Source organism: [Flexibacter] sp. ATCC 35208, assembly GCF_001975825.1.
Classification (GTDB): domain Bacteria; phylum Bacteroidota; class Bacteroidia; order Chitinophagales; family Chitinophagaceae; genus Chitinophaga.
On record NZ_MTKN01000075.1, the window covers coordinates 1 to 15,746 of the forward strand.

At 44.5% G+C, this 15,746-nt stretch carries 11 protein-coding genes; 1 reads left to right on the top strand and 10 read right to left on the bottom strand.

The genetic code is table 11. The annotated features are described in order from the left end of the window. Nucleotides 1-69: 69 nt before the first annotated feature. The 10 genes from BW716_RS30180 to BW716_RS30225 form a co-directional block, all read right to left on the bottom strand. On the bottom strand, nucleotides 70-381 hold the full coding sequence (locus BW716_RS30180) for a hypothetical protein (RefSeq protein WP_143709125.1): 312 nt from the start codon (nucleotides 379-381) through the stop codon (nucleotides 70-72). A gap of 143 nt (nucleotides 382-524) precedes the next feature. After that, nucleotides 525-1,007 carry a c-type cytochrome gene (locus BW716_RS30185; RefSeq protein ID WP_083729800.1) on the bottom strand — a complete coding sequence of 161 codons (483 nt, stop codon included), beginning with the start codon at nucleotides 1,005-1,007 and terminating at the stop codon, nucleotides 525-527. 235 nt (nucleotides 1,008-1,242) lie between these two features. Next, nucleotides 1,243-2,262, bottom strand: coding sequence for a type IX secretion system membrane protein PorP/SprF (locus BW716_RS30190; RefSeq protein ID WP_083729801.1), 1,020 nt, complete (start codon nucleotides 2,260-2,262; stop codon nucleotides 1,243-1,245). Nucleotides 2,263-2,275: 13 nt separating this feature from the next. Beyond that, nucleotides 2,276-4,237 (bottom strand): gliding motility-associated C-terminal domain-containing protein, encoded by a 1,962-nt coding sequence (locus BW716_RS30195; RefSeq protein WP_083729802.1) that lies wholly within the window; start codon nucleotides 4,235-4,237, stop codon nucleotides 2,276-2,278. A 187-nt stretch (nucleotides 4,238-4,424) separates the two neighbouring features. Then, entirely contained in the window at nucleotides 4,425-5,720 is a 1,296-nt protein-coding gene (locus BW716_RS30200; protein ID WP_083729803.1) for a RagB/SusD family nutrient uptake outer membrane protein, read from the bottom strand. Nucleotides 5,721-5,739: 19 nt separating this feature from the next. After that, complete coding sequence (locus tag BW716_RS30205) at nucleotides 5,740-8,850, bottom strand: SusC/RagA family TonB-linked outer membrane protein (RefSeq protein WP_083729804.1); 3,111 nt, start codon at nucleotides 8,848-8,850, stop codon at nucleotides 5,740-5,742. Between the two features lie 268 nt (nucleotides 8,851-9,118). Next, nucleotides 9,119-9,865 carry a DeoR/GlpR family DNA-binding transcription regulator gene (locus tag BW716_RS30210; RefSeq protein ID WP_083729805.1) on the bottom strand — a complete coding sequence of 249 codons (747 nt, stop codon included), beginning with the start codon at nucleotides 9,863-9,865 and terminating at the stop codon, nucleotides 9,119-9,121. A 127-nt stretch (nucleotides 9,866-9,992) separates the two neighbouring features. After that, entirely contained in the window at nucleotides 9,993-11,177 is a 1,185-nt protein-coding gene (locus BW716_RS30215; RefSeq protein WP_083729806.1) for an anhydro-N-acetylmuramic acid kinase, read from the bottom strand. Beyond that, nucleotides 11,167-11,976: an N-acetylmuramic acid 6-phosphate etherase gene (gene murQ, locus BW716_RS30220; protein ID WP_083729807.1), complete on the bottom strand. Its 810-nt coding sequence runs from the start codon at nucleotides 11,974-11,976 to the stop codon at nucleotides 11,167-11,169. The genes BW716_RS30215 and murQ overlap by 11 nt, the downstream gene beginning before the upstream one ends. A 1-nt stretch (nucleotide 11,977) precedes the next feature. After that, entirely contained in the window at nucleotides 11,978-13,435 is a 1,458-nt protein-coding gene (locus tag BW716_RS30225) for a sodium:solute symporter (protein WP_083729808.1), read from the bottom strand. A 148-nt stretch (nucleotides 13,436-13,583) separates the two neighbouring features. On the opposite strand from BW716_RS30225, the gene BW716_RS30230 reads away from it, so the two are divergent. Beyond that, nucleotides 13,584-15,746 (top strand): glycoside hydrolase family 9 protein (locus BW716_RS30230; RefSeq protein ID WP_083729809.1); only part of this gene is annotated, 2,163 nt, incomplete at its 3' end.

Genomic DNA, 15,746 nt, shown 5'->3' on the forward strand with positions numbered 1-15,746 from the left:
GAACTATTTTCAAAGAAAAATAGCCGCCCTTTTTCAAAGGCGGCTATTTATCAAAGCATATGCTTCAAATTATTTTACAAACCGGGGCATGATCAGGTAGCGGACAATAGTGTGCGCAGTGAGTGATAATATGACTACACCACCCAGTATCAGCACCTGTTTACCAATAGTGTCAAATACATCCAGGATAGGTGAAACCTGCTTACCAGCATACATAGCAGCCAACGCGAACAGCAATACGCCCGTAATCCAGAGGGTGAGGTGAGAATAAAAATAACGTTTCTTCTGGTAACCATTTTTACCAAAGGAGGTGAATAAAAGAATAACATGTGCAACAAAGAATAGTACGGCGAGTGCGGTAAGTGTTGTGAACATAGTCATAACAATCGGTTTTGTTGTGCGTTGTGGTTTTGAGATTAAATTTAAAAACTACAGTGGAACTTGTTATAATAAAGATAAAAGTTTTCTGATTTCAAACAAGAATATTTCCGGCAGCCAGGGCCTGCTGTCTGCCGGAAAAGAAATTAATGATTTGCCGGAGGTGGTGGTGGCGGACCATCGTGGGCACCTGGAGGTGGAGGACCCTGAGGACCTTTCTCATTACCGCCCGGAGGAGTAGCAACCGGTTCTTTCTGACCATTGTGGCAGGTGTAGCAGGTAACAGTCATAATCTGCTTACCACTCTCATCCTTACCGGATTTAAAATACTTTTTGTTGATGCGCATTGTCAACTTCATCATGTCCCTGGCCGTTTCTTTTTCTTCCAATACATCACTGGCAAAATCCAACTTCTTAGGATCGTCTTTGGAATGAGCATGACAAAAATCGCATTTTACGCCCAATGACTTATTGAACAAATGCATTGTCTGCATCAGGTCTTCATGACTGATGTTTTTAGGCAAAACTTTCAGATTCTTTGCCTTCTCTTCAGGGGGCAACGAAAGTGAACAAAGTGACACTGCCAATATCAATGACAATGGCACCACAAGTGACTTCTTGAATTTCATGACCATGGGTTTTGTAATAGTTATAAGCTTCCGCAATGAATTTAGGAAACTACCCAGATATTACAAATTTATAATGACGAATGGATGACATTTCCCGATAATAACATAGCCTGCCCCTATGAACGGAGCAGGCTGTCAACAGTTGAAGGTTTAAGAAAAAAGCGCTGGAAAATTACTGCTTTTCACACTAGTAGCCGAATCTCAGCTGTATATTTAACGTTTCGATCACACAGCGTTACCACACATTCCGGGGGCAACTGTCATCGTACTTATTGCCAAAAGTAAAGCCCAGCACCAGCTCGTGGGTACCCCGGTTATAAGAGGCCAGCGCCGTTGTAGCATTGTCATAAGAGTAACCCAGGTTCACAGAATTGGAGATATTGAAACCTACCATACCCGCAAAACTATCCTTATGACGGTAGCTCGCCCCTATCCATATCAGATCATGGTATTGTAACTTGGTGTTTACTTCTACCTGTATGGGAAGGGGACTGATATATTTGACCATCAGGGAAGGCGTCAGGTTTAAGTCCTCTGTCAACAAAAACCGGTAACCGCCGGTCAGGAAGATATGAGGTACTGTTTTACCCGTTTCCGTTGTGATGGTATGATCTGAATAACTCAGGGTATTAGGCACGATCTGTTGTGCAGACAAGCCAATGAAATAATCAGCGGAATAAAGGTATAACCCCGCCGTCATATCAAACTTTGTTCTGTTCAGTATACCACTGGAATACACCACCGGATCTACTGTGGTATTATTAAAATTCAGGGCGGAACTATTCAGACTAAAACGACTAAAACCCACACCAAATCCTGCTGACAAACTGGTTCTGGGTGTCAACCCGATATGATACGCATACGTACCGAATACACTCAGGTTCGTCAGCGGCCCTGTCACGTCATTGATAAATTGCAAACCTACCCCATGATGTGGTTCGGATGCTGAATAATTCTCCCAATAGCGCTGTCCACGCGGATTCTCTCCCGGTACAGCGAAGGAAGTAGCAGTAGTGCGATAATCTTTTTTATTGATCGGCCCCTGCATCGTTACATAGGTAGTGACAGGACCTCCACTCAAGCCTGTCCACTGATGACGATGACTCACCTTGACATCGATATAGTTCTCAATCCCCGACAAGGCAGGGTTGATAATATACTGGTTGAGTATATACTGGGTATAGTGTGGCTTTTGCTGTGCAAATCCATTCATCGCCAGCAGCATGCTGATACCTAAAATAATCACTTTATTCATATCGCTGGTTTTCTTATCGGAGTATCACGACCCAACCACTGGGATTCTTACCAAATCCTATTTTCAGATCTATTGCATAATAATAAGTACCTACCGGCAATGGCTTACCATTGTAAGTACCATCCCACGCCGTACCATAGCCATGACTATGGAATACGGCCTGTCCATATCTGTTAAATACATTGACATCTGCTTCGGGATATGTATCGAGCTTTGCTATATTCCATGTATCGTTGATTCCATCACCATTTGGAGAAAAGGCATTGGGGATAATGATGGTTTTGTATACCCTTATGAATACATCGTCTGTTGCTTCTCCACATCCCAGGTTGGAAGTGACGGTGAGGGTATAGGTAGTGTCTTCTGTTGGTGTCACGATTGGATTGAGTATCGTCGCATCTGTAATATTATAAACAGGTGTCCATGCATAACTTACATCTGTACCACTGGCTGTACCTGACAACTGTGCAGCCTCTCCTTCAAATATGCGCTGGTCTGCCCCGGCATTGGCTGTTGGCAGTTTCCATACATTCACGGTAACAGTATCATACGCATTGCAGGTGCCATTACTCACCGTTAGTATATAAGATGTCGTATCTGTAGGAGATGCATTGGTTGTTGCACTCGTCGCATCTGTTACTGTTGATGCGGGCGACCACAGATAGGTGCTGCCCCCGCTACCTTCCAGCGTTACGGTAGCGCCTTCACACATATTCTGATCTTCCCCCGCATCTGCTGATGGCGCTGCATTCACATCGATGCTGGTGGTATCTGAATTGGCACAACCTACGGCCGTGGTTAAGGTCACGATATAATCACCATTGTTGGCTGATGTAACACCATAGATGACGGGGTTTTGTAAACTGCTGGTGAATCCATTCGGACCTGTCCAGCTATAAGTAGCTCCCGAAAATGTAGATGAACTCAGTTCCAGCGTATCGCCTTCACACCCAGGATCGTTGCTGCTGGCCTGAGGATCAGGACTATCATCTACCTGTATCGTAATAGTATTTGAACTTACCCTACAGGCAGTTGAACTGATATTAGTGGATGATGCGGCAGACATTCTATATAGATATGTACCTGCGCCTGTTGGCTGACGTACATAAGTAGTACTCGTCGCGCCACTGATATCTGTCCAGGTAGTACCGCCATCTGTACTTACCTGCCACTGATAGGCAGGATCAGAATAACCGGTGGATACCGTACCATTGAATGTAAATACCGTAGTATCGTCTTTACATACTTCTTTGGAAGAAGAACCGTCTGTAGTATAAGCCGTAACTGTAGGACCACAGGCACGGAAAGTGATATCATCCAATGCGAGGTCATTGGCTGGGGCGCCACCAGGACTACTGTTGCTGATCTTGATCTCTACATCTGTGACACCAGTAGGTGTGGTGAAGTAAAAACCAAATTGCTTCCACACGGCACTACCACTTGTAAGGGGAATAGAACCTGTGGTGTAAGAGCCGTAAGTAGTAGATTCGTCGGTTGATAGAATGGAAAATGTAACGTTGGGAGGGTTATTATCCTGTGAACGCAACAGGTTTACGACCCATGCTGCAAATTCATAGGTTGTACCTCCACATAACCCAGTCACTGTTTTCTTGTAGAAATAATCTTTTACAGAGGTGGCGGCATTTACCACCATCATATATCCGCCACCAGTATGGTCGGTGGTACTCCACCAAACAGTACCGGAAGCAGCCGTTGAGCTCTCAATAGTATAATAGCCATCGCTGGGAAAGGCCTGCGCCACATAAGTGTAAGTAGTAATGCCCGAAGCCAGTGCACCACCATAGGTGGCTGTACCTGATCCAAAATCAATACTTACAACAGGGTCTCCAAGGCTACCAGTACACAACTGAGCCTTCATATGGTGTGAGCAAAGTAGTAGCAACAACATCGACAGCAAACACTTCAAACTGGCGTTCACGCTTGCACGCTTCCGCTTTAAGATAGCAATGATCATTATAACAGGTATAGTCCTTGGAAATTGCTTTGAGATTAACAGAATGTTAGGTCGAGTGGTAAGACAAAAATATTCCAATACAATTAATGGGGAAAAATAATATGCAGAAAGGCGAATTTCATAGACGAAACAGAAAATCCCCGCCTCTGCACATGGCTGAAGCGGGGATTTGAACTGAGAGTGGTTATTAGAATGATGGATCCGTTGGTGTGTTTGTATTACCGTTCCGCTCTACGAATGGATACGGGAAGTAAGAACGCTTGCGCTCTGTAGTTGGTCTGCCAAACCGACGCTCATCTTCCAGGGCCAGACCACCCATAAACAGTTCGATACGACGATGTTTATAGATCAAATCAAGCAGGTCGCTTTCTGTAGCAGCCACTTCACCCGGTAATGCAGCGCCTACGCCAAATGCATCCTGCGATGCAGTTTTAGTCACTACTTTATTCAGTTCAATCAACCCATTGGCGAGATCATGCTGACGGGCATAACATTCTGCTTTGATCAGCGTGATCTCTCCGGGCAGGTATACAGGTATAGCCTGTGTAGTAGAAGTATAAAAACCTTTGATTCTGAAACGCGGACTACTGCTGATGGTTACGTAAAATGGATAACGTTTGTCATCTGCATCCGGACGTAAACCTACTGGTAAACTCATTGTAGAATCAGTGACCTGATAGATGTTGTTCGTAGAAGTCACCAGTGTGAAAATCGGATTTGTAGTCAGCGCATTGTAATTGTATGTAGATGTCACGCTCAGTGTCACCTGGTTTGCTGCTGCCAGCGCAGTGGTATAATCACCTGCAAACAGTGCATAGCGTGCTTTCAGCGCATACAGGGTGTTTTGCAGATCGATACCCGCAGGAATATTTTTGGTAAATGTGCTGCTCACTGCATTGGCACTGATGGCAGCCAGGGCATTGTCAATAATACCAATAGCCTTGGTATAACCAGCAGTATTGGTGATGAAGGAAACATTTGTACCTGTTGTATCCGGTACCTGCTCCCAGAACTCCGCCATATCACCAATGGCCAGCGCCTTCCAGATGGAGGTGTAGGCTATGAGCCCACTGGCATAGCTCTTATCGGTCACCACGCTGTTCACATTGTTCAGCACATTGTTCGCATCGAAGATGATTTTGTTACTTACCGTCCAGAGACCTGTTACGATGGTATTGGTGTTTTGCACATTGGTTCCACCCAGGTACAACTGGTTTTCGTCTGTATTACCGGCGTTCACCACATAGGTTTCACCTGTGAGCAGACTACTGGCAGCTATCTTGGTGTACACATTTCCCGTTCTTGCAGCAGTGTACCAGTTTTGTAAACCTACTGCCACATCCGTCAGTGCATTGGCAGAGCTGAGTGCATTGCCTGATGAAGGTCCGGAAGGATCTGTATATTCTTTTTTGCAGGATGCAGCAGCGAAGAGTAAGATCCCTGCCATGATTGACCTGCTATAATTATTGATATACCTTTTCATGAATCTCCTTTTTGATGGTTTAGAATTTGGCACGAATCGCTACGTTGTAAGTTCTTGGAGCAGGTACTGAACCGAAGTCAATACCACGCAGAATTGTACTCTGCCCTGCTGCATTCACTTCAGGATCGTATCCTTTGTAGTGATCCCATGAATAAAGGTTTCTTCCACCTACGCTCACAGTCAGGTCACTGATCCCTTTTACTTTGCCAATATTATAACTCAATGATACTTCTCTCAGTTTTACAAAAGAACCATCATCAATTCTCCATTCCTGTATAGCATATACACCTGCGATATAACCACGTGGCAGTTGACCTCTGTCTTCCTGCTCTGCAACTTTACCATTGTCTACACCTTGCCTGGTTCTGAAGTCAGCGTTGAATACATCGCCACCCTGTACAGCATCCAGCTGTGTATGCAGGTTCCATTTTTTGTAGGTGAAATCGTTGGTCAAAGTACCTGTCCAGTCCGGGTTTGGATCACCGATCTTCTTTTGCAGGGAAGAACCTGTTGGCAACCCGTTTGCATCACGACCAGCTGTATAACTCATCGAACTGTTCTGTGTACCCAGTTCTGTCAAAGGAATACCTGATGCATTGGTGATCTGTTTGCCATTCGCATCTCTTGCGAAGAAGGTACCATAGAAGAAACCTATTGGCTGACCACTTGCAATAGCTACCGGTGCACCACTGTTTGTGCTGTACAGAATGATGTTCTGTCCTGTATTCAGTGCTTTGTTCTTATTGTGGTTCCAAATGGCTGTCATATCCCAGGTGAAGTTCTTTGTCTTCACTGGTTCTACATTCAGCACTACTTCCACACCATTGTTCTGCAGCGATCCAATGTTGTCCAGGCGGCTGGTGTAACCCTGTGTAGGCGCGATCGAACTGGTGATGAGCAGGTCGTTTACACGTTTATGATATACGTTCACAGACACATTCAAACGATTGTTCAGGAAGCCCAGATCTGTACCGAATTCCAGTTCTTTCTGCCTTTCCGGTTTTACATTCGGATTGGTGTAGGTAGTGCCTGAAGTAAAGGAAGCTGCGCCCACAAATGCAACTGCATTGTATGTATTGTAACGGCCATAGGCAGATATACCAGTCAGGTTACCTGACTCACCATAAGCTGCACGCAGTTTGAACAGGTTCCACCATTTAGATACACCCATCTTATTCCAGTAATCAGTACCTGATATCACATAGCTACCACTCAGTTTGCTATACAGCTGATTTCTTTCTGACTCACCGAATACAGATGAACCATCCATTCTCAATGCACCTGTGATGAAGAACTGATCACGGTATTTAAAGTTCTGCTGAATGAAAGCACCGGAGATAGACAATTCTGTACGCTGGTCAGCACCAGTGATAGCAGTAGCTGCACCGCTTACAGTTGTGACGAAAGGAGGCAGACCACGACCCTGTTGCAGGGAGTAATGCATTCGCTGGTATTGCTGTGAATAACCGAGTTGTGTTACAGAAGCCAGACGGCTGGTGATCTGTGCATTGTAAGTCGCATTCACGTCATGGTTGATCATGAAAGAGATGTTGCTACCTGCACTTGCATAACCATTCTGGGTAGGGTCCAGTGTAGAACCACCACCATAGAAGCTTGAGCTTACATTATACTTGTAAGGAGGAATGAGGGTAGTACCATCCTGACTATAGTTGTCAATACCCATATGATAATCGACAGTCAGGTTCTTCACGGGTTTGAGTTTGATACCCGCCCCCGCGATGATCCTGCTCGTTTGCTGCTGTTGTTTGATGTCCTCTATTACGGAAACCGGGTTCACACGTCCACGCTCGCCTACAGCCTGAATATTACCCACAGCATCTCTTGCCCAGATGTCGTAGTAGTTACCAATGATGGTCACAGAGTTGGTCGGTGAGAAGAAGGAGTTACCATCCGGTTTCTCGTTTGATTTGCTATAAACATAGTTCATGGTGGCATTAAAACTAATCCACTTATTCAGCTCCTGATCGAGGTTTAAACGGAAGCTGTAACGGTTGAAATCAGTATTTCTTACAATCCCCTGGTTGTAGAGATAGCCAGCAGAAGCGTAGTATTTGGTTTTATTTTGTCCCCCGGTAACAGAAATGTTGTTATCAGCACCTACACCAGTACGGAAGATGTAGTCCTGGTAATCGTAACGTTTTACATCGGTGGTAGTGGTGATAGTAGGCGTCAGGATCGTTTGAGTAGAAGTAGCCGGATCGCCACCGAACTTGGTAGGCGCCTGGTTTACTTCCAGTTTTTTACGCAGTTCGTTTACATTGAAACTGGTGCTGAAGTTCACTACAGGAGCACCGCTGGAACCACGTTTGGTAAAGATCTGTACCACACCGGCATTTGCACGGCTACCATAGATGGCAGCTGCTGCTGCACCATTCAGTACTTCAATACTTTCAATATCCGCAGGGTTGATATCAACCATACGGCTCTGCCCTACGTTACCTACAGAGTTACCACCGGCATAGCTTGCATCGGCATTGGTAACACGGGTGGTAGAGTTGTCGATGATAACCCCATCAATGATATACAACGGATCAGTAGAACCACCGATGGTACTGATACCACGGAGTTTTACGGAGATGCCGCCTGCAGGGTCACCGGAGTTTTGCGATACCTGTGCACCGGCAGTCTTACCCTGTAAAGCCGCCAATACGTTTCCGGTGGCGCCTTTGGAGAGTTCTGCTGCTTTTACAGTGCTCACATAACTACCCAGTTGTTTGCGGGTAGTACCTGCCGAAGTACCTGTTACCACTACTTCATCCAGTTTGGATACGGAGGTACCGAGCTGTGTGTTTAAAATATAAGTTTTTCCTGTACCAATTACCAGGTCACTTTGTTTTTGTACGAAACCGATTCCGGAAAAACTCACTGTGTAAGTACCTGGTTTCAGATCAGCATTGATCACAAAGTTTCCATCTCCATCAGTCATTGCTCCGGATTTGGTGTTTTTGATGGCTACCGTGATCCCTGGCAATGGTGTGCCGGTTTCGTCTGTTACTTTACCCGTCAGCTTTACCTGTGCAAAGGCGGCTGCGGCAGTTAAACACTGCATGACAAAGAAGAGTAACAGATACCTGCATTTGACATGCCGGAATAATTGATACATTCTCATAGCTAATTTTTAAATGTGAAGACGATAGATCCTGGCATACTATCCCCATGTCCCATAGGGATAAATGTTTTTTTGATTAAAAGATGATTACAGGGTGCTGGCTGATGGCAATAGGTTTCACTCACCTATTTTCAGGCGATACACTTTCACTGTTTACGACAACGATCCTGCAAAATGAATTACTGATTCTCCTTAGCGTATAGCTTCCATTCTAAACGACGATTTGATTTCCGGGCAGCTGTACGGCCCTGGTTTATTCACAAGTGTTTTATAATATCTGAATGCCTTTTTTCTTGTAAGGCTGTAGTTTTTTGGAATTCGGTGGCAACTCTGTTATTAAAATATCTATCTCCTCTACATCACAGATCTTCAGTTGTTCGGCAGTATCCAGTTTTTCTGAAATTGATAATACGACTACCTTTTTAGAAGTGCTGATCATAGCTCGTTTTACCTGTACCACTTCCCAGTCATTGTCTGTAAGACCATCATTTGCATCCATGGCATTGTTTCCCAAAAAACATAGATCTGCTTTGATCATCTTAATCTTTGAAATCGCCTCTCCTCCTACTGTGATCTTGGAACCTTTTGCCAGCTTATCTCCTATTACGATAACTTCGATGTTAGGATGGTTGGCATATTCAAAAGCTGCCGGTAAACTTACTGTAATAAAGGTGGCCTGCAGGTCTTTGGGCAGCATACGCGCAAGTTCTGCGATGGTAGTACCACCCGTTGTTAATACAAACATGCCATCCTGTATGAGCTGTACTGCTTTTAACGCGATGGTCTTTTTATCTTCTACAGCATATACATCCTGTGAAGTGATACCGAGATGAAAAGAATTGGATAATGCGCCACCATGTACTTTGATGATCTTACCTTCCTGCGCCAGTTCTGCCAGGTCTCTGCGGATTGTATCTTCAGATACCTGGATCTGTTCACTCAGATGTGAGGACAGCACCTTATTATGTAAGTTCACCTGGTGAAGTATATAGGCGTGGCGTTCTTCTTTTAGCATCTTAGTTTGGTTGAAAATTTAATAGGTGCGATCCGGAGTTGAAATTCAGCAAAAAAACGCACAAATCCAAATATAAATCCGCATTTTTTTGCTGGTTCACGCATTTTTTTTTGAGAAACTTGCTGGTTTATGCAGGAAATGAATATTTTCCCATGGTGATAGCTGGCATTCCAGGCTTTCCGAAGTTGATTCCTTCTCCCATTACAGCTTCATTTGCCAGGATAGCAAATAATACCGCTTCTTTCGCATCGCCGGCTATTCCCAGTTCACTGGTGGTATTTATTCTTAAGTGCGGCATGCGGGCTTTTATCAATCCGACTAATAATGGATTGTGTGCACCGCCGCCACTCATGTATACTGCGTAAGATCTGTCTGCGTCCAATACACTCAGCAATGCATCGGTAATAGTATCTGCACTGAATTGTGTAAGGGTGGCCATAACATCGAATGGATTGACCTCAATGCCTTGTTGTGCCTTTAGTACATACTCTTTGCTGAATAATTCCGGACCCGTCGTGCGGGGAAATCCTTCTTTGAAAAAGGAGTTTTCTTTTAGTGCTGCCAAGAGTTTTTCATTCACTGTACCCTGCTTTGCAAATTGTGCATCTTCATCATATTCTTTTTGGAAATAATGACGGGCAAATGCATCCAGCAAGGTATTGCCGGGTCCTGTATCTGTCACGAATACTTTGTTTGCATCCAGTGATCCCGGCAGGAATGTGAAGTTCGCAATACCACCCATGTTCAACATGATCCTGTCTTCTCCCTCCTGAGAGAATAAACAATAATCGCCGTACAAGGCAAGTGGTGCGCCCTCTCCTCCTGCTGCAATATGCTTCTGGCGAAAATCACTCAGGGTGATGATGCCAGTTTTTACTGCAATGTGATCCCCATCTCCGATCTGTAAAGTAGCATTTGGAAATGCTGCCTGCTGATGCAATATCTTAGGACTATGATACACTGTTTGTCCGTGTGATGCAATCAGATCGACTGCTGACGGATCTATATTCCATTGCTGTAAGCATTGTAATATCCATGCTGCATGATGATTGGCAATCCATGGATTGAGCAGACAAAGCTGCTGAAAGGAAATGGTTTCCTTTGCAAAGATCTTGCGGATCTCGTCCTTCACTTCGATGGGATACGGTACCGTTTCAAATTGTTCCAGCACTACTTTTGTATCCATACCACTGCCACTGATCGCGCACAATGCCACATCCAGTCCGTCGAGCGATGTACCCGACATCAACCCGATAATACGTCGTACCGGCTTTTGTGTGATGGTAAAAAGTCGTTGTAAATTACTGTTCATGCATCCGGCTTTCAATGGCGGCTCTTACACTGCCATGCTCTTCGATCAGTTGTTTTGCTTTTTCTTCGTCTACTACCAGTTCGCTCATCACCATTCTGATGCCCCTGTCTATCAGTTTATGATTGCTCAATTGCATATCTACCATCTTATTCCCTTTTACCCTGCCCAGTTGTATCATCACGGTGGTAGAGATCATATTCAACACCAGCTTTTGTGCAGTACCTGCTTTCATACGCGTGCTTCCTGTCAGGAATTCCGCACCCACCGGCACTTCTATGGGATATTCCACTTCAGCTGCCAATGGGCTGTTCAGGTTACAGGTTATACAGCCAGTCACAATACCCCTGGCACGCATTTGTTGAACCCCACCTATTACATAAGGTGTAGTACCTGAGGCAGCGATACCAATCACTACATCATTCTCATTGATGTGATAGGCATCCAGGTCTTTTGCTGCCTGTTCTTTATCGTCTTCTGCAAACTCTACTGCTTTGCGGATGGCGGTATCACTACCTGCTATCAACCCGATCACCAGATCAAAACCTACTCCAAATGTGGGTGGGCATTCTGATGCATCCAGTATGCCGAGACGCCCGCTGGTACCTGCGCCGATATAAAAAAGGCGACCTCCTTTTTTCATTCGTTCTACAGTAGCTGTTACCAGCTTCTCTATTTGTGGCAGCGACTTTGCAACTGCCTGTGGCACGGTGGCGTCCTCACTGTTAATACCTTCCAGAATGGCTTTTACGCTCATCTTTTCCAGGTTGTTAAAGCGGGAAGACATTTCAGTAGTTAGCATATTATAAAAGTGTTTTTTCTGAGGGTTTTGAGAAGATCCATAATCCGGCGAACATGAGGATACCGTTTATCAGTAGTAGTTCCAATCCTATCTTAAACTCGCCCAGTATTTTTGATTGATATGTATCTAACAACAAACAAACCAATGGTGCTACAACTGCAATAACAGGCACAGCCTTGTCACTGACGCGACGCTTTGTCAATATACCAAAGGAGAATAATCCCAGTAATGGACCGTATGTATAACTCGCTACTGTGAGTATCACACCGATCATACTGGCACTGCTAATCCACTTGAAGACCAGTACGAATAGCAGGAAAATGAATGTAAATACCAGGTGCACGCGCTGCCTGGTTGACTTTCTTTGTTTTTCATCGAGTCCCGCATTTCTGTTGATACCCAGAATATCTATACAGTAAGAGGATGTCAATGCCGTGATAGCACCATCTGCACTTGGGAATAAGGCAGAGATCAATGCTACGATAAAGATGATGGACATGTACGCAGGCATGTGGTTCAATGCCAGTGCAGGGAAGAGTTTATCGCCCTTTACATCTACATGCAGTTGCTCTGCATACAGGTATAATAAACCACCTAAGAAGAGGAACAACATTAATACCACCATCAGGATGAGGGATAAGGTCACCACATTCTTCTGTGCATCCTGAAGTCTTTTTACAGAAATGTTTTTCTGCATCATTTCCTGATCCATACCTGTCATGGTGATGGTGATGAACGCCCCACCCAGTATCTGTTTCAGGAAGAAAAGTTTACTATTCGGATCGCCGAAGAAGATGCGGGTCATGCCCTGCTGCGACATTCTGTTCAGACTTTCACCCATACTGATATCCATGGTGTGCAGGATGTATATGGTGCAAAGTACTAACCCCAGCAGCATACAGGTAGTTTGTAAGGTATCAGTATATACAATGGTTTTGACCCCTCCTTCGAAAGTGTAGAGTAAGATCATGACCAGGATCACCAGCGTAGTGACCCAAAATGGAATACCAAACTGATTCATGATAGCTTCCTGCAGAATATTCACGACGAGATACAACCTTGCTGTAGCCCCCAGTGTTCTGGATAATATAAAGAAGGAAGCACCTGTTTTGTAAGAGGCGACACCGAAACGGGTCTGCAAATAATTGTAAATAGAAGTAAGCTTCAACCTGTAATACAAAGGCAACAGGACAAAAGCAATAACCAGGTAACCTAACAGGTACCCGATGGTCACCTGAAAATAGGAGAAGGAATTCTTAGCGACATCCCCGGGTACACTCACAAAAGTGACACCACTGAGGGAGGTACCAATCATCCCAAAGGCAACCAACATCCAATTACTGTTGCGGTTACCGATAAAAAAGGATTCATTACTGGAATTACGGCCGGTGTACCAGGCTACTACCAATAAAATAATAAAATAGACTACGACAATTGAGAATAAAAGCACTGGTGACATAACCGATAATCAATTTTGGCAGATAAAACCGCATAAAAACGCATTCCCGCAAATAAACTTACAGAGAAAAACGCAAAAAAACTAAAATAATGTGCAAAAAGACGAATAAATTTACATTTATCCTGATTCTACAGACAAAGATAAGTGTATGAAAAAACTATCCATACTATTGCTGCTACTGTTTTTACATCTTTCGGTGACCGCGGACTGGATCCGTATTAATCAGCTCGGATACCGGCCTGCAGGGATGAAAGTAGCTGTTTGGTGCAGTAAGAGCCAAGATACATTAAAAAAATTTGAGGTAGTTGATGTGCTGACTAATAAAGTAGTATACAGCCATGGGGCCGGAAAAGCCGCGGGGGCATATGGTCCGTTTGCACAAACGTGCAGGTTGGATTTTTCTGCTTTGCAGCGGGCAGGACTATATTATATACAGACGGGGACGACCCGGTCTCCGCAGTTTGAGATCAGTGAATCGGTGTATGGGGGTGCGGCGGAATTTTGCCTGCGATATATGCGGCAGCAAAGGAGTGGGTTTAATCCGTTTTTGAAAGATAGCTGTCATACCCATGATGGGTTTACGGTGTATGCACCAAAAGATACGTTTGTAAATGTTTCAGGCGGGTGGCATGATGCCACTGATTATTTGCAATATGCCACTACTTCGGCAAATGCGACTTATCATTTATTAGCCGCTTGCAGAGACTTTCCGGGGGTATTTGGAGATACGGTTCAGGCGAATGGATTGAGTGGCAAAAACGGGCTCTCTGATGCCATGGATGAAGCAAAATGGGGATTGGACTGGTTACTGAAAATGTATCCTGCTGATGACTGGCTGTTTAACCAGATTGGCGATGACAGAGATCATCAGGGGATGCGCTTACCAGAGCAGGATACGAATTTTTATCAGCATGGGCTGCTCAGACCCGTATACTTTTGTTCAGGCCAGCCACAGGGATTGTTGAAATATAAAAACAGGGCTACAGGTGTTGCTTCTACTGCGGGTAAGTTTGCAGGTTGTTTTGCATTAGGATCGCAATTGTTTGCTTCTTCTCTGCTGCGGGATAAGGCGATGGCGGCTTATCAGTTAGGTTTGAAATATCCGGGTGTGTGTCAGACGGCGCCGGGCAGGTCACCTTATTTCTATGAAGAAGATAACTATGCAGATGATATGGAACTGGCAGCAGCCATGTTGTCAAAACCTGCGGAGGCCATGTCTTTTGCAAGACAGGAGCCGGTTACTCCCTGGTTAGGGCAAGATACAGCCCGGCATTATCAATGGTATCCTTTTATCAATCCCGGTCATTATGAACTGGCCAAACAATTGAAGGGTGCGCAAAGAGACAGCTTAATTCAGTTTTATAAAGAAGGGATTGAACGTGTGTGGCACAAAGCGAATCACAATGCTTTTTATCGTGCCATTCCTTTTATCTGGTGTAGCAATAATTTAACGACGGCATTCACTATTCAATGTTATTGGTACAGGCAACTCAGTGGAGATAATACTTATCTGCCATTGGAACAGGCTTGTTTTGACTGGTTATTTGGTTGTAATCCATGGGGTACTTCTATGGTGTATGGATTGCCAGCGAATGGTGACACCCCTGCTGATCCGCACTCTTCTTTTTCACATTTGAAGCAGTATCCGATTGATGGCGGATTGGTAGATGGTCCTGTGTATACCAGTATTTACAAGGGTTTGATCGGTATTCAATTACAGAACGAAGATGAGTATGCTCCTTTTCAGAGTGACCTGGCTGTGTACCACGATGACTTTGGAGATTATAGCACGAATGAACCTACCATGGATGGAACAGCGGTGTTGATCTATTTACTGGCAGCGCAGGAAAGTGCGCTGAAAGGCATTGTGCGAACTGATACAACTAAAAAAGAAATTTCATTAGTGTTTACAGCTGATGAATTTGCAGATGGATTGCCAACTATTACACGTGTATTGAATCAGCAAAAAGTAAAGGCTTCGTTCTTTTTTACTGGCAGGTTTTATGAGCGGCATGATGTGCGTACATTGATTAAACAGGGACATTATTTAGGGCCACATTCTGATCAACATTTGTTGTATTGTGATTGGAAAAAGAGAGATAGTTTGTTGGTGACGCATGCACAGTTTCGGGATGATATGTTGCAGTGTTTATCTAAGATGAAGCATGCGGGCATTGACACTTCGGGGGTAAGATATTTTATTCCTCCTTATGAGTGGTGGAATAATACGATCGCTGAATGGTCTGCTGATATGGGGTTACAGGTTGTAAACTTTACGCCGGGTACAGGTAGCAATGCTGATTATACATAT

Bases quoted from the DNA above. Each gene is read 5' to 3' on its own strand.
- BW716_RS30180 (WP_143709125.1), bottom strand. From the start codon at position 381: ATGACTATGTTCACAACACTTACCGCACTCGCCGTACTATTCTTTGTT.
- BW716_RS30185 (WP_083729800.1), bottom strand. From the start codon at position 1,007: ATGAAATTCAAGAAGTCACTTGTGGTGCCATTGTCATTGATATTGGCA.
- BW716_RS30190 (WP_083729801.1), bottom strand. From the start codon at position 2,262: ATGAATAAAGTGATTATTTTAGGTATCAGCATGCTGCTGGCGATGAAT.
- BW716_RS30195 (WP_083729802.1), bottom strand. From the start codon at position 4,237: ATGATCATTGCTATCTTAAAGCGGAAGCGTGCAAGCGTGAACGCCAGT.
- BW716_RS30200 (WP_083729803.1), bottom strand. From the start codon at position 5,720: ATGAAAAGGTATATCAATAATTATAGCAGGTCAATCATGGCAGGGATC.
- BW716_RS30205 (WP_083729804.1), bottom strand. From the start codon at position 8,850: ATGAGAATGTATCAATTATTCCGGCATGTCAAATGCAGGTATCTGTTA.
- BW716_RS30210 (WP_083729805.1), bottom strand. From the start codon at position 9,865: ATGCTAAAAGAAGAACGCCACGCCTATATACTTCACCAGGTGAACTTA.
- BW716_RS30215 (WP_083729806.1), bottom strand. From the start codon at position 11,177: ATGAACAGTAATTTACAACGACTTTTTACCATCACACAAAAGCCGGTA.
- murQ (WP_083729807.1), bottom strand. From the start codon at position 11,976: ATGCTAACTACTGAAATGTCTTCCCGCTTTAACAACCTGGAAAAGATG.
- BW716_RS30225 (WP_083729808.1), bottom strand. From the start codon at position 13,435: ATGTCACCAGTGCTTTTATTCTCAATTGTCGTAGTCTATTTTATTATT.